The organism is Mycobacterium mantenii (genome assembly GCF_010731775.1).
GTDB classification, from domain to species: Bacteria; Actinomycetota; Actinomycetes; order Mycobacteriales; family Mycobacteriaceae; genus Mycobacterium; species Mycobacterium mantenii.
The window spans coordinates 5,440,177-5,460,130 of sequence record NZ_AP022590.1 but is presented as its reverse complement, the minus strand read 5'-3'; the positions used below and the strand labels follow the sequence as shown (position 1 = coordinate 5,460,130).

Sequence of the window (19,954 nt, the reverse complement as noted above, 5' to 3'; positions counted from 1 at the left end):
TGAAGCTAACCGGATAGGTTGAAGTTGCCGTTCGTACCGTAAATAGAGAGCGAGACCAACAGCGTTACCGACACCACGACGATGAGCGAGGTGCGGACCGCGTTGCCGGTTGCATTGCCGACACCGGCCGGCCCCCCCGAAGCGAAATAGCCGTAGTAAGTGTGGATCAGCAGAATGGTGAGCGCCATCAAGATGGCCTGCAGGAACGACCACAACAGGTCGATCGGGTTCAGGAACGTGTTGAAGTAGTGCTGATACAGACCCTGCGACTGTCCGAGCAAGAACGTCGTGGTGAACTGGCTGGCCACGAACGACAGGATCACGGCGATGCTGTACAACGGCGTGATGGCCATCATTCCGGCCAGGATCCTGGTGCTCACCAGGTAGGCGACCGGCCGAATGGCCATGCTTTCCAACGCATCGACTTCTTCATTGATCCGCATGGCACCTAGCTGAGCGGTCACGCCGGCACCGAAGGTGGCCGCGAGACCGATCCCGGCGACCACCGGTGCCGCGATACGCACATTGATGAACGCGGACAAAAAGCCCGTCAGCGCCTCGATGCCGATATTGCCCAGCGAGGTGTAGCCCTGGATGGCCAGTGTGCCGCCCGCCGCCAGCGTCAGGAAGCCGACGATCACAACGGTTCCGCCGATCATCGCCAAAGTGCCCGCGCCCATGCTGATCTCGGCAATCAGTCGAATAACTTCGCGGGTGTAATGTGTGGCCGCGAAAGGCACCCCGGCGAGCGCTTTGCCGTAGAACAGGGTGTGGTCGCCGATCCGCCCCATGAAGGCGACCGGCCTCTCGAGTTGGCGGGTTAATCGCGGATATGCAGCCCTCAGCGCCATAGTTGCCCTACTTCGCCGTCATCTTGATGCCGATGGCGGTAACCACCACGTTGACGACGAACAGGGACATGAAGGCATAAACCACGGTTTCGTTCACCGCGTTGCCCACCGCCTTGGCGCCCCCGCCGGTGATCGACAGACCCCGATAACAGGCGACCAGTCCGGCGATGAGGCCGAAAAGCGCTGCCTTGACGCACGAGATGACCACCTCGGGCACGCCGGTGAGCAAGGTGATACCCGCGGCGAACGCGCCGGGATTGACGTCCTGGACAAACACCGAAAAGACGTAGCCGCCAAGGACGCCGATGATGACGACGAGGCTGTTTAGCAAGAAGGCGACCAATCCGGAAGCCAGCATGCGCGGTGTAACCAACCGCTGTATCGGATTGATGCCCAACACTTCCATCGCGTCGATTTCTTCACGAATCGTTCGCGACCCCAGATCCGCACACATTGCCGTGGCACCCGCGCCCGCCACGATCAAAACCGTCACCAGCGGGCCGAGCTGGGTGACCGCGCCGAACGCGGCACCCGCGCCGGACAGGTCCGCCGCGCCGAGCTCGCGCAGCAGGATGTTCAGCGTGAAGCTGACCAGGACGGTGAACGGGATCGCCACCAACAAGGTGGGAGCCAGTGACACCCGCGCGACAAACCAGGACTGCTCCAAGAACTCCCGCCACTGAAACGGGCGGCGGAACAGGAACTTGACCGCGTCGGCCGACATGGCGAACAAGGCGCCGACGGCTTGCATGGGCCCCGACAGATCCCATTTCAGTTTCAGCTGAGGCAATCCGGCTGACCAGTGGTCAGCCCCCTTAGTCGCCATCGGCGGCAGCCCCTTCCCACGCTACGAGACCGACAGTCTTGTTGTCGCGCAACGGGTGAGGTAGATTCGGCAGAATCGACAGCTGTGAAGGCGCGCTGACGAGGGCGAAATGCTCAGCGGGCAGCCACTTTCCGGTAGCGGTATGCGATGTGACAGCCGCAAGTTTGCTCACGCCAAATCTCCGTTCCGTCGTGTGAGTTGGCGCTGCAAAACGAGGGGCTCCACGTCTTGAAGCGTCCGGCGATTATGACTCATGCCGCGTCCAGGCGGAGCGAAAAATGCATAACCGTTATCGCGCATTTCGCGGTCGGCGCCATGGCGCAAGACAACTGCGTCCCAACGGAAGCGACGTTCGGCTCAAGCATGTCAGGGCTGCTCCGGTTCTAGGTGACGGCACCGGCCGTCTTGAGTTCGATGATGCGGTCCCAATCAAGGCCGAGCTCAATCAGGATCTCGTCGGTCTGCTCAGCGAATCCGGGGGCCGGCCCGGTCTGTGGCGCTGCGACGTCGAACTGTACCGGGTTGGCCACCAGCTCGAGTTCGCCCGCCTGAACCATGTACTCGTTCGCACGGATCTGCGCGTCGTCGGCGGCCTGCAGGGTGTCCTGCACCGGTGCCCACGGCCCGGACAGCGTGGCGAAGCGCTCGCTCCACTCGGCGAGCGTGCGCGCAGCGATGGCTTTGGTCAAGAGCTCCACCGCGTCGGGCGTATTGGCGGCGATGTTCTCCACCGTGTCGAAGCGGGGGTCATCGGCCAACTCCGGCAGGTCGACGTGACGGCACACGTCGGCCCAGAACTTGGTGGGCTGCATCATCACGAAGGAGATGTAACGGCCGTCGGACGTCGTGTACAGCCCAACCAGTGGGTTGTTGGGGGCACCGTGCACGCCAGGCGGCGGCGATTCCAGCCGCTGACCCAAATGCTTTGTCAGCGCGACGGTATGCCCCAGCGACCACAGGCCGCTGCCCAGCAGCGACACGTCGACCACGGACGGTTCGCCGGTGCGCTCGCGTTTGAGCAGCGCTGCCGCGATGCCACCCGCGAGGTTGGTACCCGAGATCGTGTCGCCGTACGCCGGTCCCGGCGGCGCGATCATGCCGGGCATGCCCGCCGGTGTGATGGTGGCGGCGGTTCCGGCCCGGCACCAGAAGGCGGTCATGTCATAGCCGCCTTTGGTCGACTCTTCGCCCCGCGGGCCGAGCGCACTCCCGCGCGCGTAGACGATCTTCGGGTTGATCGCCCGGATGTCTTCGACGTCGATGCCGAACTTCTTCCGGTGGTCGGGCAGGAAACTGGTCAGGAAGACATCGGCGCGGCGGGCCAGTTCGTAGAGCACTTCCTTGCCCTCGGGCACCGACATGTCCAGCCCGATACTGCGCTTGCCGCGATTGGCGTGCTCGATGTTCGGGTTGGGGTCGCCTTCGACGCGAAGCATCCCGGTCTGCCGGAGCCCGCGCTGTGGATCACCGGTCACCGCGTGCTCGACCTTGACCACGTCGGCGCCCCATTCGGCGAGGACCGCGCCGGCCGACGGAACGAAGCCGTACATGGCGACTTCGAGGACGCGGATGCCTTCGAGCGGCCTCATGCGCCGGCTCCTTTCGCTGAGACGGCTGGCACGGCAAAGGTCTTGCTCTCCAGGAACTCTTCGAGTCCGGCCACCCCCATCTCGCGGCCCACGCCCGACTGCTTGAAACCCCCGAAGGGAGCGTCGGCGCCGAAGTAGTTGCCACCGTTGATGGAGAAGGATCCGGCGCGGATCCGGCGCGCCACGGCGAGCGCCCGGTCTTGGTCGCGGCTGAACACCGCGCCCGCCAGCCCGTAAATCGAGTTGTTGGCGATGCGCACGGCATCGTCGTCATCGTCGAACGCGATCACCACGAGCACCGGCCCGAAGATCTCGTCCTGCGCGATCTCGCTGTCGGGGTCGACATTGGTCAGCAGCGTCGGCGCATAGAAGTAGCCCGGATCCAGTCGCCTGCCACCGGTGACCAGGGTCGCCCCGGCGGCCACCGCGCGTTGCACCATGCCGTCGACCTTGTCGCGCTGTTGCTCGTTGATCAGCGGCCCCATATAGGTCGTGGGGTCGGCCGGGTCGCCGTGTCGCACCTTGGCGAAATTCTGCGCGATCAGTTCGACGATTTCGTCGTGATGCGACTTGGGCACCAGCAGCCGGGACGTGAGTGCACACCCCTGGCCGGCATGCGTGACCATGCTGAAGGCCGCGAACAGGGCGGCGTTGGCGAAGTCGGCGTCGTCGAGCATGATGGCTGCCGACTTGCCGCCCAGCTCCAGGAAGACGCGCTTGACGGTGTCGCTCGAGGCGGCCATGATCTTGCGTCCGACCGCGGTCGATCCGGTGAAGGTGATGACGTCGACGTCCGGGCTGGTGGTCAGCGCGACGCCCGACGCGGGATCCGACGAGCTGAGCACGTTCACCACCCCGGCGGGGATGTCGGTGTGGTTGGCGATCAGCTCGCCGAGCGCCAGAGTGACCAACGGCGTGTCCGGTGCGCCCTTGAGCACGACGGTGCATCCGGCGGCCAGCGCCGGGGCGAGCTTCGCCAACGCGAGCTGATTCGGATAGTTGTAGGCGATGATGGCGCCGACCACACCGGCGGCTTCCTTTTCCACCCAGCGGTGGTGACGCATGCCCCGCGATTCTCTTTCGCCGAGGTCTTCGGAGAACTCATAGGTGCGCAGCAGGTCCGCATAGAAGCGCACGATGCCGATCGGGTCGTCGAGCTGGGCGCCCTGGGTCAGTGCACGGGTGGCGCCGACTTCGGCGATGGTGAGCTCGCGCAACTCGTCGGCGTGGTCGACGAGCGCCCGGTGCAACTGATCGAGGCAGCGGATCCGCAGTTCGACATCGGTGGGCCAGCTGGTGGTGTCGAACCCACGGCGGGCCGCCGCGATCGCCGCTTGCGCCTCGGCGCCACCGGCGTCCGGCGCGTGCCCAATGACCGCACCCGTTGCGGGATTGACCGAGGGGAATGTCTTGTCGGCGCTGACCAGCCGGCCATCGATCAACAGGCGGCGGTCGACGTGGGACTCAGGCGCGGCACCCGCGACGGTCTGCGCGACGGGCTCTGCCGTGTCCTGGGCAGGCATTCCGTACCCCCTAGTGTGGTGGCGATCACGATAATTTCATTCTCTTCCCCGGCGAATCTTACATTCGAGTTTCGATAATTCAAGAAAGTCTCAGGAATGACATCGACCCGCTGACCTGGGCCGCAAACGGCCGTAGGCTGTCGGCCTGGGCCTCTCCGCGCAGGCTGGAGGCGGTGTTGCGCGCGTGTTGCATGGCGCTCCACGCGGAGAGTAAGGTTCTCATAATTGTAAGGGAGATTCTTTGTGACTGAAATGGCCCCCTTCGGAGTAGAGGCCTCAACATGAAGACTGCGGTAGTCACCGGTGGCGGATCCGGCATCGGTCTCGCTGTCGTGCAACGCCTGCGCGCCGACGGTTTGAATGTCGCCTCTATCGACCTGCGTCCGTCGGAGGGTGACTTCGCTTTCACCGCCGACGTGACCGACCGGTCGCAACTGGACGCGGCGCTGTCGGCCATCCGCGCCCAGCTCGGTCCGGTGACGGTTCTGGTCAACGCCGCCGGGCTCGACGGTTTCAAGAAGTTCAACAACATCACCTTCGAGGACTGGCACCGGGTGATCGACGTCAATCTCAACGGCGTCTTCCATACCGTCCAGGCGGTGCTGCCCGACATGGTCGAGGCCGGGTGGGGCCGCATCGTCAACATCTCGTCGTCGAGTACGCATTCCGGTGCGCCCTATATGAGTCACTATGTGGCGGCCAAGTCGGCGGTCAACGGCCTCACGAAGTCGCTCGCACTCGAGTACGGGCCCAAGGGCATCACGGTCAACGCGGTGCCGCCGGGCTTCATCGACACCCCGATGCTGCGTGCCGCCGAGAAGAACGGATTCCTCGGCGACATCGATGAGACCATCGCGCGGACCCCGGTGCGCCGGATGGGCACGCCCGAGGACATCGCGGCGGCATGCGCGTTTTTGGTGTCCGAGGAAGCCGGCTACATCACCGGTCAGATCCTGGGCGTCAACGGCGGTCGAAACACCTAGGCGGTGTCGATTCGTCAGCGGTGTCCGGCAACCAGCATCAGGTGAGAGGAGAGAACCCGTGAAGGTTTGGGTGGATTCAGAACGGTGCCAGGGCCACACCCTGTGCGCGATGATCGCTCCGGAATCGTTCCAGCTCAGCGACATCGACGGCAGCTCGTCGGCGATCGACGAGGTGGTGCCCGCCGATCGCGAAGATCAGGTGCGGGAAGCCGCGCAGTCCTGTCCGGAGCAGGCCATCATGATCACCGACGACGCCTGAGCGACACCAAGTCCTTGGCTACCGAAACACGTAGGGAGACAGAGCGTTGAGTGTCGACGACGTCGTCAACGACAGCGACCGCAAGAAGAACCGGTACCACTTCGACCGGCATTCCTCCGAATACCGGTCGCAGTTCAAGGCGATCACCGAAGAGATGCACGCCAAATGCCCCATGGCCTGGACGGACACCTATGGCGGCCACTGGGTTGCGGCCGGCAGCCACGAGGTCTTCGAGCTGGCCCGCTGCCCCGCCGTCTCCAACGATCACGACATCCACGGCGAACGACGCGGCTACAAGGGCATTTCGATCCCCACGGCCAGCCGCGTCAGCGCGGTGCGCGGCGGGATCTTGGAGATGGACGACCCCGAGCACCGCACCTATCGAACGGTGCTCAACCCGTACCTGTCACCCGCGGCGATCAAGCGCTGGGAACCGTTCATCGACGACGTCACGCGCGCCTGCCTGGACGAGAAGATCGAGAGCGGCCGCATCGACTTCGTCGACGACCTCGCCAATATCGTGCCCGCCGTCTTCACGCTGGCGATGCTGGGCATCCCGCTGAAGAAGTGGAACATGTACAGCGAGCCGGTGCACGCCGCGGTGTACACCCCCGAACACTCCCCCGACATCGAGCGCGTCACCGCGATGCACCGGGAGATGGGTCTCGACATGGTCAACAGCATGATCGAGATCCGCGCGAACCCGCGGCCCGGAATCGTCAACGGCCTGCTCGAGATGCGCATCGACGGCGAGCCGGCCCCGGAGCTGGAAATCCTCGGCAACCTGGGCCTGGTTATCGGCGGCGGCTTCGACACCACGACCGCCCTGACCGCGCACTCGCTGGAATGGCTTTCGGAGCACCCGGAGCAACGGCAGCTGCTCAGCGACGAGCGCAAAACCCTGCTCGACCCCGCGACCGAGGAGTTCCTGCGCTTCTTCACCCCGGCGCCCGGGGATGGCCGGACCTTTGCCGACGACACCGAGCTCGACGGTACACAGTTCAAAGAGGGTGAACGGCTGTGGATTTCGTGGGCGATGGCCAACCGCGACCCATCGGTCTTCCATGACCCGGACGAGATCATCCTCGACCGTAAAGGCAATCGGCACTTCAGCTTCGGGCTGGGTGTTCACCGCTGCATCGGCTCGAACGTGGCGCGTACCGTGTTCAAATCCATGTTGACCGCGGTCCTGGACCGGATGCCCGATTATCGGTGCGATCCGGAGGGCACCGTCCACTACGAGACCATCGGTGTCATCCAGGGCATGCGCAAGCTGCCGGCCACCTTCACGCCGGGCCGCAAGGTCGGAGCGGGCCTGGACGAGACGCTGGAGAAGCTGCAGCGCATCTGCGATGAGCAAGAACTCGCCAGGCCGATCACCGAACGCAAGGAATCCGCGGTCATCGACTGAGCTGCTCACAATGTCTACGAGTGGGCCTGTTCAGCGTGACCACACCCTATATTTGGGGCAATTGCGCGAGCAGAGACGGGAGACGCAACGGTGAAGACTTTCGCAATGAGCCTTGCACTTGCCATGGCCGCGCTGACTGTCACGCCGAGCGCCCACGCGGACATGCTGTATGCCAACTACCACGTGGACACCAACCGAGATCCCGGCCACTTCTGGGTTTGGTCGATCAACCCGTGCGTCCAGGCAACACCGGGATGCTTGCAGGTGTACGCAACTCCGCAGCCCAACGGGCAAGCGGCGCCGTGGAGGGGAGAGGCCCACCTGGCCGACGGCCGCTACACCATGGCCGCTGACGACCCCTTCGGTGTGCGCTGCGTGGTCCAGTTCTTTCCCTCGCACGACGTCTACTCGTGGGATGCGGTGACGCTGGCGGGTCAGGTCGACTCGACGTTCGACACGGGCTGCGGTGGCGGACCCGGGGGCAGCAACAGTTACCCGTTCTCGCTCGTGCGATTCTAGCCGCGTGAGACTTACAGGAGTCAGTAAGCACGATGGCTGAGGCGAAGAAACCGCCGCAAGATCCGACCACCTCGAACGCCGACACGTTGGCGCTGATCGCGGAAGCCGAGGCCGAGGCTGCCGAAGCCGAAGCGCTGGCCGCCGCGGCGCGTGCACGCGCCCGTGCCGCCCGGCTCCGCCGCGAAGCGCTGGCCGAAGCCGAGAAAGAGGCCGAGGCAAAGGCCGCCGAGGAAGCCGGCGCCGCCGACGAAGAAGCAACCGGCACCGCCGAAGCGAAGGCCGACGAGGCCGACACGGAGTCCGACGACGTCGCCGACACCGCCGCGGCAACCGACTCCGACGAAGCGGAGACCGAGGAAGAAGTCTCCGACGCAACCGAAGACGCGGAATCGGAATCCAAGCCGACCCGCCGGCGACGCCTGCGGTTGCCAAGCTTGTCCGTGACGTGGAAAGCCGCGGCCATCATCCTCATCTGCGCTTTCGTCGCGGCCAGTGGATACATGATGTGGAACCGCCATGAAGTCACCGAGCGTCAGCAGCGCGAAGCGAACTTCAAGGCGGGAGCCAGACAAGGTGTCGTCAACCTGACTTCCATGGACTTCAATAAAGCCAAGGAGGATGTCCAGCGGGTGATCGACAGCTCGACGGGCCAGTTTCGGGACGACTTCCAGGCGCGTGCAAAAGATTTCACGACCGTCGTCGAGCAGTCCAAAGTTGTCACCCAGGGAACCGTGAATGCGGCGGCTGTTCAATCCATCAATGGAGATTTCGCGCTGGTCCTCGTCGCGGCGACATCGCACATCACCAACGCCGCGGGCGCCAAAGACGAACCACGCAATTGGCGGCTCAAGGTGACCGTCAAAGACGACGGCGGGCAATACAAGATGTCTAACGTGGAGTTCATTCCATGACCGAGGACAAGCCCGGCATCGACACCGACGACGACTCGGCCGAACAAATCGACCTCAATGAAAGTAGCGCTCCACGCGCGCGGCGCAAGGTGAAAGCTTTTCCGGTGATTCTGATTGCGCTGCTGCTGCTTTCCGGTGGTGCGGCGACGTGGCTGTACTTCAAGCAGTACCGGCCGGATAGACAGACCGACGTCGGCGTCGCGAGCGCGGTCGCCAATGCGGCGTCCGATGGAACGGTCGCGTTGCTGTCGTACTCACCCGACTCACTCGACAAAGACTTCGCCGCCGCAAAGTCGCATCTCTCGGGAGATTTCCTGTCGTACTACAACCAGTTCACCGAGCAGATCGTTGCTCCGGCGGCCAAACAGAAGTCGCTGAAAACCAGCGCCCGGGTGCTGGGGGCCGCGGTTCAGGAGTTACATCCGGATTCGGCCGTCGTGCTGGTGCTGGTCGACCAGAGCACCACGAGCAAGGACAACCCCGACCCCGCGATGGCGGCCAGCAGCGTGCTGGTGAGCCTGACCCGGGTCAACGGCACCTGGCTGATCACCAAATTCGACCCCGTCTAGAGCTCGTTAAGCGCGCTGGGCCAACCCTCGGCCCGTTGAGTGTGAACCCACGGCTTTGACCGTGCGCTCAGGGCGACGACACGCCGACGGCAACCGCCGTGGCTGCACACTCAACGCCGTGCTTTCACACCCGATGTAGCGAACCCACGGGCTCCGGCGCCGGCCGCCGCGTCTGGGACCAAGAATCCACCAAGAATTCGCCGAGGTCGGCGTTCGACCCTTTTCTCACGCAGCTGAATCGCTGGCAGCCGAGAGGAGGAATTGCCATGTCGCTACTGGGCAACCACATATCTCTGATGCACGGTTGGGTGCCGATCACGGCCCAGATCGCCACGCCGATCACGCTGGGGCTGGCCGCCGGCTGGCGCTCGCGTCGTTGGCGCCTGCTGTGGCTGCCTGCCGCCGCGGTCGTGGGAATCATGGCGGCCCTCGGGGCGCACTCCTACATCGCCGACGGTGCCAGCAAAGCGGCCCCGGGCGCGCTGTACGTGTGGATCGCGCTGGTCGGCATGGCCGCGGCGGTGCTGATCCTGGGCTGGCGCGGTGCGCGGTGGTGGCGGCGTGGGCTGTCCATCCTGGCCGTGCCGCTGTGCCTGCTCTGCTCGTTGCTCGTGCTCAACCAGTGGGTCGGCTACTTCCAGACCGTGCAGAGCGCATGGAATCAATTCACTTCCGTTCCGCTGCCCAACCAGACCGACAAGGCGACCGTCACCACGCTGGCGGCGAAGGGTTCCAAGCCGCCGCACGGCAGCCTGGTGCCGGTGGTGATTCCCGACGAGGCCTCGCATTTCCAGCATCGCGAAGAACTGGTCTACCTGCCGCCGGCATGGTTTGCCAGCTACCCGCCGCCGCAGCTGCCGACGGTGATGATGATCGGCGGCATGGTCAACACGCCCGCCGATTGGGTGCGCGCCGGCGGGGCGGTGGACACCGTCGACGCCTTCGCGGCCGGGCACGGCGGCAACGCGCCGGTGCTGGTGTTCGTGGACCCGGGCGGGGCGTTCGACAACGACACCGAATGCGTCAACGGAAGCCGGGGCAACGCCGCCGACCACCTGACCAAAGACGTTGTCCCATATATGGTCTCGAACTTCGGGGTCAGCCCCGACCGGTCCCGCTGGGGCGTCGTCGGCTGGTCCATGGGCGGGACCTGCGCGGTGGACCTGACCGTCATGCACCCCGACATGTTCAGCTCGTTCGTCGACATCGAGGGCGACCTGACCCCGAACACCGGAACCAAGGAACAAACCATTGCCAACCTCTTCGACGGCGATGCCGACGCGTGGGCGAAGTTCGACCCGACCACGGTGATCAACCGCCACGGCCGCTACACCGGCGTATCCGGGTGGTTCGCCATCTCGTCGGGTGGTTCACCGCGTCGCGACATCACGGCCGTCGACACCGCCGCGATGGCTGTCGCCGGCCGGGCCGCCGCCGCTGACCCGGGTAACCAGGCCGCGGCTGCCTCGTCGCTGTGCGGGCTGGGCCGGGCGAACGGCATCGAGTGCGCGGTCATCGCCCAGACCGGAAAGCACGACTGGCCGACGGCCGGCATGGCCTTTTCCACCGCACTGCCTTGGCTGGCCGGCCAGCTGCACACCCCGGGCGTAAACCGGATTGCGTTGCCCAGCAACGTCTCTCAGCAGGACCTCTGACCGCGCTAGCCGCGCGGCAGGCCGAGCACCCGCTGGGCGATGATGTTGCGCTGAATTTCGGAGGTGCCGCCGGCGATGGTCCCGGAGAAGCTACGGGCGTAGCGCTCGAACCAGCTGGCGAAGTAGTGGTCGAGGTTCATGTGCGCATACGGCCCCGTCAGCCCGGGGTGCACGAGCCCCTCGGATCCCGCGGAGGTCAATGCCAGTTCCATGCCACGCAACTCCGCTTCGGACCCGAGCAACTTGAGCACCGAGATCGCCGCGACGTCGTCCTCGCCGCGCGCGGCGCGGGCCAGGGCCGCCGAACCCAACAGGCGCAGCGCCTGCTTGTCCATGATCGTGCTGGCGTACTGGTCGCGCTCGACCTCGGTGCTGGGATGGAAGTCGTCGATCATGTTCTCCAGGCGATCGGCGAAACCCAGCCACATCATGGTCCGTTCGTGCCCCAACGATCCGTTGGCCACCCGCCAACCCTGGTCGAGCTCGCCGACCAGGTTCTCGGCCGGCACCCGCACGTCGGTGAAGAACACCTCGTTGAAATCCAGATCGTCGATACCGCAGATCGACGGGAATGGCCGGCGCACCAGACCCGGGGTGTCGGTGGGGATGACGAGCGCGCTGATTCCCTTGTGCTTCGGCGCATCTGGATTGGTGCGGACGAAGGTCAACAAGACGTCGGCGTCGTGGGCACCCGAGGTCCACACCTTCTGCCCGTTGACCACGAAGTGGTCGCCGTCGCGCACCGCGCGGGTGCGCAGCGACGCCAGGTCGGAGCCCGCACTCGGTTCGCTCATCCCGAGTGAGGCGGTGATCTCGGCCCGCAGGATCGGCACCGCCCAGCGCCGCTTCTGCTCGTCGCTGCCGAACGACAACAGCGACGCCCCAACGATGTTCACGCCCTGCGGGTTGAAGCTGTGGTAGATCCGGCGGCGGCTGAGTTCCTCGAGGTAGACGAACTGCTGAATGACCGACGCGTTGCGACCGCCGAATTCCGGCGGCTGACTGGGCAGCAGCCAGCCGTTGTCGAACAGCAGCCGCTGCCAGTCGCGTGCCCACTGCGGCATGTGCGAGACCGACCGGGGACGCTCAAGCGTTTCGCTTGCGGGAGGCAGGTTTTCGTCGAGAAAGGCCGAGAACTCCGCCCGGAACTCCTCGACGTCGGAATCAAAAGTCAGCTGCACGGTATTCCTCCGCGATCCGCGCCCGGTGCTCCGCCGCGCCGCCGAGCATCAGCTCACCCGCTTTGGCGCGTTTGAGCGCGAACTGCAGATCGTTCTCCCACGTGAATCCCATTGCGCCGTGCAGCTGTAGGCCGTGCCGGAACACCAGCGACTGGCACTCCCCCGCCGAGGCCTTGGCCATCGCGGCCGCCAGCCGGCGTCGGGGGTCGTCGGCCGCGATCGTCAACGCCGCGAAGTAGGCCAGCGCCCGCGCCCGTTGCACGGCGACGTGCATGTCGGCCGCCTTGTGCTGGACGGCCTGGAACGAGCCGATCGGCACGCCGAACTGCTGACGGCTTTTGACGTGCTCGAGCACCAGATCGAGGATGCGCTGGCAGGCACCGACCATCGTGATCGCCATGCCGGTCAGCGCAAAATGGTGGGCGCGCTCCGCGTCGACGGTCAGCCGCTCGCTGTCGGGCACCCGAACCTCCGCGAACGACAGGTCGGCAACGTGCAGCACCGGGTCGAACACCGCCGAACGCCGGGCCGACACCTGACTGGACTCGACCAGGAACACCCCGGCATCGGTCACCACCGCGAGGCGATCCGCGCGATCACCGTCGAGCACGTGGCGTGCCGTGCCGTCCAGCACCCAGCCCTCGGCGTCACGATGCGCCGCGATCCCGCTGTAGACCGCGGTGCCCGACTGGTGTGGGTCGAATCGGTCCGCGGCCAGCGGCGCGAACTGGCTCATCGTCGCCAGGAACGGAGTGGGGTCGGTGGCGCGGCCGAGCTCTTCGAGCACGATGGCCAGCTCGACGGCGCTGTCCGCATCGCTGAGCTCGGTCCAGCCCTGGTCTACATACGATTTCCACAGCGGGCTGGGGTCGACGCCCTCCTCGGCCACGCTGCGCACCAGCGACGGTGGGCACTGTTTCGCGACGGCGTCGCGCACGGTGTCCTGCCACAGTCGCTGATCAGCATCGAACTCCAACAGCATCCGCGCCGCCTCTCGTCGTGACTGTGAGGGGAGAATAACATTCTCGGTTGCGGAAGTAATAATCTCGTAAATCGGGCATGGGGTCACCGGAAGGCCGGTGACGGGTGGAATTCCTCCGGCACCCTAGGTGCTGGTCACGAGGCCGTCGGCGGCGTTGTCCCAGCGGTCGAGGTTCACGAACTCGGCCAGCGGGCGACGCCGCAGCGGCCCATGGTTGCCCTTCGGCCACCCGACCACGATGTGGCCGGCGACCATCCAGCCCTCGGGGATCCCGACGGCGTCCCTGAGCAGCTGCTCCCCGCCGTACGAGGCCCAGCTGGTCAGGCAGGCGCCCAGCCCCTGGGCGCGCGCGGCCAGCAGAAAGTTCTGCATGGCGGGAAAGATCGAACCGCCGAGCAGGAGTTCCGACGCCGTCGGGTAGTGCGCCTGGGCGAACAGCACCGAGGTGAATTCACCGGCGCGGTCGTGCAATTCGTAGGTCGCACGGTAGGTGCGGGCGCGGCGGCTGTTGTCGTCGGCGGCGGGCCGGCTCATACCGTAGACCGGCTCGATCACTTCCAGGGCGTGCGCGGCGGCCTTGGCCACCACGGCACGCTGCTCGGGTGACCGCAGCACCACGAAACGCCATCCCTGGGCATTGGCGCCCGAGGGAGCCCACCTGGCCGCCTCGAGACACCGCACCAGGGTCGCGTCGTCCACCGGCTCGTCGGTGAAGCGCCGGATCGTTCGGGCCGTCGACATCACTTCCCAAATGTCCGCGCTTGCTCCGGTCACTGCTTCTCCTCAACGTCTAGAGTCGCGACAGGACCTGCACTGCGAGCACATGTATTCCCAACCGCCACAGAATAATTGAGCGTAAAGCCAACTTCCAGCGGTCCCCGGGCGGGAACGAGGACACGAGCGGGCAGGTCCATGTGAACCTCGACTGTAGACGCCACGGGGCGGCGACGGTGCAAGACTGCCTCAGGCAACCGGAATTTCGGCGGCGCACACACGGCAGCAACGGGGCCACTCCCCGAATCGAAGGAGGAAGCATTGGATCGCGAAACCTACCAGCGGGGTCTCCACATCCGCTCCGAGGTGCTGGGCGAGGAGTACGTCAAACGCGCGCTGGCCGACGCCGACGACTTCACCGGACCCCTGCAAGATCTCGTCACCGAGTACTGCTGGGGAGCCGTGTGGGGCCGCGAGGAGCTGCCGCGAAAGACCCGCAGCCTGCTCAACCTGGCGATGATCTCGGTGCTCAATCGGCCCAACGAACTGCGCACCCATGTCAAGGCGGCGCTGACCAACGGTGTCACCCGGGAGGAAATCCGCGAAGTCTTCCTGCAGGTGGCCATCTACGCCGGCGTGCCGGCCGCCGTCGACAGCTTTCGCATCGCGGGTGAGGCGTTCGCCGAACGGGATCGGGACCGTGGCGATCGGTAGCGCGGCGAAGCCGGGCGCAGCGGGTCGCAACCATCGAGATTAGGAGCGCATCGTGGAGGTCGGGTTCATCGGGCTGGGAAACATGGGCTTCCCCATGGCATGTCGCCTCATCGAAAAGAAGCACGACGTCGTCGCTTTCGACACGCGCAGCGAGGCCCTCGAGCGCGTCGTCGCCCTGGGGGCGCGCCCGGCGTCGTCGCCCAAAGAGGTCGCCGATCACGCCGAGACGGTACTGGCCAGCCTTCCCACCCCGGGCGCGTCACTCGAGGTGGCAACCGGCGCCGCGGGCGTGATCGAAGGCGCACGGGTGCAGCGTTACGTCGACTTGTCCACTGTCGGTAGCCAAATGGCGGTGCAGATCCATGGCGTTCTGGCCGAGCGCAACATCGTGGGGATGGACAGCCCGGTCAGCGGGGGTGTCGGCGGGGCCGAGAAGGGGACGCTGGCGCTGATGGTGTCCGGCCCGCACGACGAATTCGCTGTCGTACGAACCGTGCTCGAGGCCTTGGGCCGGCCGGTGTATGTCGGCGACAAGCCCGGTTCGGCGCAGACGATGAAGCTGGCGAACAACATCCTGGCAGCGAACGTGTTGGCCGCGACCGCGGAGGTTGTCGTGATGGGCGTCAAAGCCGGCCTCGACCCCGGCGTGATGATCGAGGTGCTCAACGCGGGGTCCGGCGCGACGAGCGCAAGCCGCGACAAGTTCCCCCGCGCGATCCTGCCGCGCACCTTCGACTACGGCTTTGCCACCGGGCTGATGCTCAAAGATGTACGTCTTTATCTCGACGAGGCCAGAGCGCTCGGCGTGCCCGCAGTGGTCGCGGAGACGACCGGCCGGCTGTGGGAGGCACTGGCTCGCGATGAAGGGCCCGATTCCGATTTCACGACGGTGATCAAACCGTTCGAGCGGGCCGCCGGCGTGACGGTGGGCGGGCCTTCGGATTAGCCCGTCGGGCCGGCCGGGTTGGTGATAACCCCGCGAATCGCACCCGTCCCCAACCGAGAGAATGGTATTATCCTCATTGAAGAACGCTACTTGCCGAAGTAATGACGAAACGCCCGCTACCAGGGGCGATGATTAAACGAAATGCTTACCGGAACCCCATTGATAGACGATTGAAGAAAATGTTAGATTGGCTAGCATATGACCTTGCACGACCTGCGTTGGCCGCCGGAGCCGAAGGGTGGGTCTGGTGATCACACACGCTGACGGGACAAGCACACCGCTGATCGACGCGAGCGTGCACATCTTCTTCCCGTCCAATAAGGCGCTGCGCAAAACCCTGCGCGAGCCGTTCAAGAGCCGCGGCTTCCCCGACTACGAGATGGACTGGTACGGCGCCCCCGGCGGTGAGTACGCGCCCAACACCGAGGGCCCCGACCGCCATTACCCGGGTTCGGATCCGGAATTCGTTGCAAATGAACTGTTTTCGAAGCGCGGTGTCGATGTGGCGGTGCTGCATCCGATGGCCCGCGGCATCATGCCGGACCGGCACCTGGGCAGCGCGCTGCATGCCGCGCACAACGAGATGATGGTGTCGAACTGGCTGGACTCCGGCGAGTTCGGCCAGCGTTTCCGCGGCACCATCCGGGTAAACCCCGACGACATCCCCGGCGCGCTGCGCGAGATCGAGAAGTGGCGTGCGCATCCACGCGTGGTCCAGATCGGCGTCCCGCTGCAGTCCCGTGAGCTCTACGGCAAGCCCCAGTTCTGGCCGATCTGGGAGGCCGCCGTCGATGCCGGCCTGCCCGTGGCCGCACACATCGAGGTCGGCTCGGGCATCGCTTTTGCGCCGACGCCAAACGGGAACACCCGGACCTACGAGCAGTACGTCAGCTTCATGGCGCTGAACTACCTGTACCACCTGATGAACATGATCGCCGAGGGCGTGTTCGAGCGCTTCGACGGCCTCAAGTTCGTCTGGGGCGACGGCGCCGCGGACTTCGTGACGCCCTTCATCTGGCGCATGGACACGTTCGGCCGGCCGCACCTGGAGCAGACACCGTGGGCGCCGCGCATTCCCAGCGACTACCTGCCCGGTCACGTGTATTTCGTTCAGGGCAGCCTGGACGGACCCGGCGACGTCGAGTTCGCCGGCGAATGGTTCGGCTTCACCGGCAAGGACGACATGGTGATGTTCGGTTCGAGCTATCCACACTGGCAGTGCGGTGATGTCAAGAAACTGCCCAGCGCGTTGTCCGCCGAGCAGCGCGAGAAGCTGTGCTGGCGCAACGCGGCGCAGCTCTACGGCATAGACATTCCCGCCGGGGTGGGCGCACAGTAGAAGTACGACGTGAGACCGAGGAGTTTCAGATGACGTTGACCCATTCGCAGGAGCGGGCTCCCGCTGCCGAGCGTATAGCCGTCCGGTGCGTCGACTCGGATGTCCACCCGGCGCCCAAGCGCGGAGAGCTCCTCCCCTACCTCCCCGAGCCCTGGCGCAGCAAGTACTTCCTCACCCGGAACGTGGGCGAGCAGATCTACTACGACGCCCCCGACTACGCGCACTCCTACGCGATGCGGGTGGACACCTTCCCGCCCAACGGCGAATTCCCTTGCAGCGACCCGGACTTGGCGTTTCGCCAGCTGATCATGGAGGCCGGCGCCGACATCGCGATACTGGAGCCCGCCGCCTACCCGGCCCGCATTCCCGAAGCGCAGCACGCGATGTCGTGTGCGCTCAACGACTGGCAGGCCAATCACTGGCTGGACAGCCACAACAACTGGCACCAGCGGTGGCGCGGGTCGATTTGTGCCACGATCGAGGAGCCCGAAGAGTCCGTGCGCGAGATCGAGCGCTGGGCCGGTCATCCCTACATGGCGCAGATTCTGATCAAAGCCGAGCCGCGGCCGCCGTGGGGCAATCCCAAGTACGACCCGATCTGGGCGGCCGCCACCAAGCACGACATCCCGGTGAGCTGTCACCTGTCGCGCAGCCACTTCGACGAGCTGCCGATGCCGCCGGTGGGATACCCCAGCTACAACCACGATTTCATGGTCACCTACTCGCTGCTGGCCGCGAACCAGGTGATGAGCCTGATCTTCGACGGCGTGTTCGACCGGTTCCCGACGCTGCGGATCGTGTTCGTCGAGCACGCGTTCACCTGGATCCTTCCGCTGATGTGGCGCATGGACGCGATCTACGAAGCACGCAAGTCGTGGGTGGACATCAAGCGCAAGCCGTCGGAGTACGTGAAGGACCACATCAAGTTCACCACCCAGCCGCTGGACTATCCCGAAGACAAAACCGAGTTGACCCGGGCGCTGGAATGGATGGAGTGCGAGAAGATTTTGCTCTTCTCCTCGGACTACCCGCACTGGACGTTCGACGACCCGCGCTGGTTGGTCAAGCACCTACCCAAGCACGCCCGCGACGCGGTCATGTACAAGAACGGCATCGCGACCTATCACCTGCCCGAGACCGTTCCGGTTCTCGAGGGTCAAGTCCGGGTGCTCTGAGTTGACGGAAGAAACCAAGCGGCCCGAGCCACGTCTCGCCCAGGGCCGCGAGCATGTCGTCGCGACGGTAGACGAAATCCCGCCGGGCACACACAAACTGGTACCGATCGGGCGGCACGGCGTGGGCGTCTACAACGTCAACGGCACCTTCTACGCCATCGCGAACTACTGCCCCCACCAAGGCGGCCCGCTGTGTTCGGGACGGGCCCGGGGGCGCACGATCGTCGACGAGACCGCGCCGGGCGACTCCGTCATGGTGCGCGACCTGGAATACATCTACTGCCCTTGGCACCAATGGGGTTTCGAGCTGGCGACCGGCACCACCGCGGTCAAGCCGGAATGGAGTATCCGTACCTATCCGGTGCGCGTCGTCGGGAACGACGTTTTGGTTCAGGCCTAACTACAGGAGAATCGGTGCCATCTATTGAGATCAACGGGGGAAACGTCGTCTACGAAATCCTCGGTGACTCTGGCGATCTCATCGCCCTGACGCCGGGCGGCCGGTTCAGCAAGGAGATCCCCGGCCTACGTCCGCTGGCCGACGCCCTGGCGGCCGGTGGCTACCGGGTGCTGCTGTGGGACCGGCCGAACTGCGGCGCCTCGGATGTGCAGTTCTACGGCCAGAGCGAGTCGCATATGCGCGCCGAGACGCTGCACAAGCTGGTGACCGGCCTGGGCTTTGAGCACTGCATCCTGGCCGGAGGTTCCGGCGGGGCAAGGGATTCCATGCTGACCACGATGCTCTACCCCGAGATGGTCACCAAGCTTGTGGTGTGGAACATCGTCGGTGGCACCTACGGCACCTTCGTGCTCGGCTCCTTCTACATCATTCCCAGCATCCTCGCGGTCCGCGGCACCGGCATGGACGGCGTGGTGAAGGTGGCCGAATGGCGTGAGCGCATCGAGGAGAACCCGAACAACAAGCAACGGTTCCTCGACTTCGACAAGGATGAGTTCCTGAAGTTGATGTTGCGCTGGCTCAACGCCTTCGTCTCCAAGCCGGGACAGACCATTCCGGGCGTCGAGGACGAGATGTTCGACCGGATCAAGGTCCCCACGTTGATCATTCGCGGCGGCGAGAATGACATGGATCATCCGAAGCGGACGTCGCTGGAAGTCAGCTGCCTGATCAAGGGGTCGAAGCTCATCGACCCGCCGTGGCCCGAGGACGCCTGGGAGCGTGCGTCCGAAGACCGCGCCGCGGGCAGGGTGCAACACTTCAACATGTTCGACACCTGGGTGCAGGCGGCACCTGCGATTCTGGAATTCCTGGGCTCGTAATGGCGCGAAACGGTGCATCACCGAGTGTAGATGTGGACCTCGCAGTTGAGCGACGCCTCCAGCGCCGTGTGGACGCGGCTTTCCGGAATCCGTTCGAGATCCTTCTCGCGCAGCGTCACGTGGACGATGTCGAATCCGTCATCGCCGGGCATGCGCTCGATGTCACCGGTCAGCCCAAAGGCGGACAGCACCCCATGGGCATCGTCGTCGGTCCCGCGGCTGACAAACGTGATTACGCCGGGAATGGGCGTGGCGTCAAACGCTCTGGCGCACAGCCCGATTGCGGTGCCTTTGGCCGTGTCGCCGTCTTCGGCCGCGATGAGCAATTCCACTTCGCGGCGGCTTGCGGGCATGGACGTCAGATCGTTCTCGACCATGTCGGCGCCGGCCGCCGCAACGTGCTCGAGGAGCGCCGCCATGCCGTCACGTAGTTGTGCGGGCGTCAGCACGCCTTTCGGGTCGACGTTGACCCGCACCACCGCAGTTCGCATGTGCGCAAGCCTAACTAAGACGATGGCAGGCCAGC

General features: G+C 65.3%; 21 protein-coding genes. 13 read left to right on the top strand and 8 right to left on the bottom strand.

The genetic code is table 11. From position 1 onward, the window contains the following. Positions 1-5 precede the first annotated feature (5 nt). The 4 genes from G6N50_RS25230 to G6N50_RS25215 form a co-directional block, all read right to left on the bottom strand. Positions 6-851 (bottom strand): ABC transporter permease, encoded by an 846-nt coding sequence (locus tag G6N50_RS25230; protein WP_083093665.1) that lies wholly within the window; start codon positions 849-851, stop codon positions 6-8. A 7-nt stretch (positions 852-858) separates the two neighbouring features. Then, the gene (locus tag G6N50_RS25225) at positions 859-1,677 is read right to left on the bottom strand and encodes an MlaE family ABC transporter permease (RefSeq protein WP_083093667.1); all 819 of its coding nucleotides are present in this window, start codon (positions 1,675-1,677) and stop codon (positions 859-861) included. 383 nt (positions 1,678-2,060) lie between these two features. Further along, the gene (locus tag G6N50_RS25220; protein WP_083093671.1) at positions 2,061-3,266 is read right to left on the bottom strand and encodes a CaiB/BaiF CoA transferase family protein; all 1,206 of its coding nucleotides are present in this window, start codon (positions 3,264-3,266) and stop codon (positions 2,061-2,063) included. Further along, positions 3,263-4,789, bottom strand: a complete 1,527-nt coding sequence (locus G6N50_RS25215; RefSeq protein ID WP_083093673.1) for an aldehyde dehydrogenase family protein — start codon at positions 4,787-4,789, stop codon at positions 3,263-3,265. The genes G6N50_RS25220 and G6N50_RS25215 overlap by 4 nt, the downstream gene beginning before the upstream one ends. A gap of 281 nt (positions 4,790-5,070) precedes the next feature. Between G6N50_RS25215 and G6N50_RS25210 the strand changes: the two genes are divergently transcribed. The 7 genes from G6N50_RS25210 (at position 5,071) to G6N50_RS25180 (ending at position 11,096) form a co-directional block, all read left to right on the top strand. Next, entirely contained in the window at positions 5,071-5,772 is a 702-nt protein-coding gene (locus tag G6N50_RS25210; RefSeq protein ID WP_067832297.1) for an SDR family NAD(P)-dependent oxidoreductase, read from the top strand. A gap of 58 nt (positions 5,773-5,830) precedes the next feature. Continuing rightward, entirely contained in the window at positions 5,831-6,031 is a 201-nt protein-coding gene (locus G6N50_RS25205) for a ferredoxin (RefSeq protein ID WP_008253744.1), read from the top strand. Between the two features lie 46 nt (positions 6,032-6,077). Next, positions 6,078-7,442 carry a cytochrome P450 gene (locus G6N50_RS25200; RefSeq protein WP_083093676.1) on the top strand — a complete coding sequence of 455 codons (1,365 nt, stop codon included), beginning with the start codon at positions 6,078-6,080 and terminating at the stop codon, positions 7,440-7,442. A gap of 123 nt (positions 7,443-7,565) precedes the next feature. Then, the gene (locus tag G6N50_RS25195) at positions 7,566-7,961 is read left to right on the top strand and encodes a hypothetical protein (RefSeq protein WP_083093679.1); all 396 of its coding nucleotides are present in this window, start codon (positions 7,566-7,568) and stop codon (positions 7,959-7,961) included. A 32-nt stretch (positions 7,962-7,993) separates the two neighbouring features. Beyond that, on the top strand, positions 7,994-8,872 hold the full coding sequence (locus G6N50_RS25190) for a hypothetical protein (RefSeq protein WP_083093682.1): 879 nt from the start codon (positions 7,994-7,996) through the stop codon (positions 8,870-8,872). Beyond that, the gene (locus tag G6N50_RS25185; protein WP_083093684.1) at positions 8,869-9,441 is read left to right on the top strand and encodes a hypothetical protein; all 573 of its coding nucleotides are present in this window, start codon (positions 8,869-8,871) and stop codon (positions 9,439-9,441) included. The genes G6N50_RS25190 and G6N50_RS25185 overlap by 4 nt, the downstream gene beginning before the upstream one ends. Before the next feature lie 266 nt (positions 9,442-9,707). After that, entirely contained in the window at positions 9,708-11,096 is a 1,389-nt protein-coding gene (locus tag G6N50_RS25180) for an alpha/beta hydrolase (protein ID WP_083093687.1), read from the top strand. A 5-nt stretch (positions 11,097-11,101) separates the two neighbouring features. On the opposite strand, the gene G6N50_RS25175 is transcribed toward G6N50_RS25180, so the two are convergent. The 3 genes from G6N50_RS25175 to G6N50_RS25165 form a co-directional block, all read right to left on the bottom strand. Then, positions 11,102-12,277: an acyl-CoA dehydrogenase family protein gene (locus G6N50_RS25175; RefSeq protein ID WP_083093690.1), complete on the bottom strand. Its 1,176-nt coding sequence runs from the start codon at positions 12,275-12,277 to the stop codon at positions 11,102-11,104. Continuing rightward, the gene (locus G6N50_RS25170; RefSeq protein ID WP_083093693.1) at positions 12,261-13,259 is read right to left on the bottom strand and encodes an acyl-CoA dehydrogenase family protein; all 999 of its coding nucleotides are present in this window, start codon (positions 13,257-13,259) and stop codon (positions 12,261-12,263) included. Before G6N50_RS25170 ends, G6N50_RS25175 begins: the two co-directional genes overlap by 17 nt. 123 nt (positions 13,260-13,382) lie before the next feature. Continuing rightward, a complete protein-coding gene (locus G6N50_RS25165) occupies positions 13,383-14,000 on the bottom strand; it encodes a nitroreductase family protein (protein WP_083093695.1) in 618 nt (205 codons plus the stop codon). Between the two features lie 294 nt (positions 14,001-14,294). On the opposite strand from G6N50_RS25165, the gene G6N50_RS25160 reads away from it, so the two are divergent. From G6N50_RS25160 to G6N50_RS25135, 6 genes are all read left to right on the top strand, one after another. Further along, a complete protein-coding gene (locus G6N50_RS25160; RefSeq protein ID WP_083093697.1) occupies positions 14,295-14,687 on the top strand; it encodes a carboxymuconolactone decarboxylase family protein in 393 nt (130 codons plus the stop codon). Positions 14,688-14,769: 82 nt separating this feature from the next. Continuing rightward, complete coding sequence (locus G6N50_RS25155; RefSeq protein ID WP_372509991.1) at positions 14,770-15,633, top strand: NAD(P)-dependent oxidoreductase; 864 nt, start codon at positions 14,770-14,772, stop codon at positions 15,631-15,633. Positions 15,634-15,880: 247 nt separating this feature from the next. Continuing rightward, a complete protein-coding gene (locus G6N50_RS25150; RefSeq protein ID WP_083093973.1) occupies positions 15,881-16,972 on the top strand; it encodes an amidohydrolase family protein in 1,092 nt (363 codons plus the stop codon). A gap of 29 nt (positions 16,973-17,001) precedes the next feature. Beyond that, on the top strand, positions 17,002-18,147 hold the full coding sequence (locus tag G6N50_RS25145) for an amidohydrolase family protein (protein ID WP_083093702.1): 1,146 nt from the start codon (positions 17,002-17,004) through the stop codon (positions 18,145-18,147). 1 nt (position 18,148) lies between these two features. Then, complete coding sequence (locus tag G6N50_RS25140) at positions 18,149-18,547, top strand: Rieske (2Fe-2S) protein (RefSeq protein ID WP_064882584.1); 399 nt, start codon at positions 18,149-18,151, stop codon at positions 18,545-18,547. A gap of 14 nt (positions 18,548-18,561) precedes the next feature. Continuing rightward, positions 18,562-19,428 carry an alpha/beta fold hydrolase gene (locus tag G6N50_RS25135; protein WP_083093705.1) on the top strand — a complete coding sequence of 289 codons (867 nt, stop codon included), beginning with the start codon at positions 18,562-18,564 and terminating at the stop codon, positions 19,426-19,428. A gap of 17 nt (positions 19,429-19,445) precedes the next feature. On the opposite strand, the gene G6N50_RS25130 is transcribed toward G6N50_RS25135, so the two are convergent. Continuing rightward, on the bottom strand, positions 19,446-19,919 hold the full coding sequence (locus tag G6N50_RS25130; protein WP_083093707.1) for a hypothetical protein: 474 nt from the start codon (positions 19,917-19,919) through the stop codon (positions 19,446-19,448). Between the last annotated feature and the right edge of the window lie 35 nt (positions 19,920-19,954).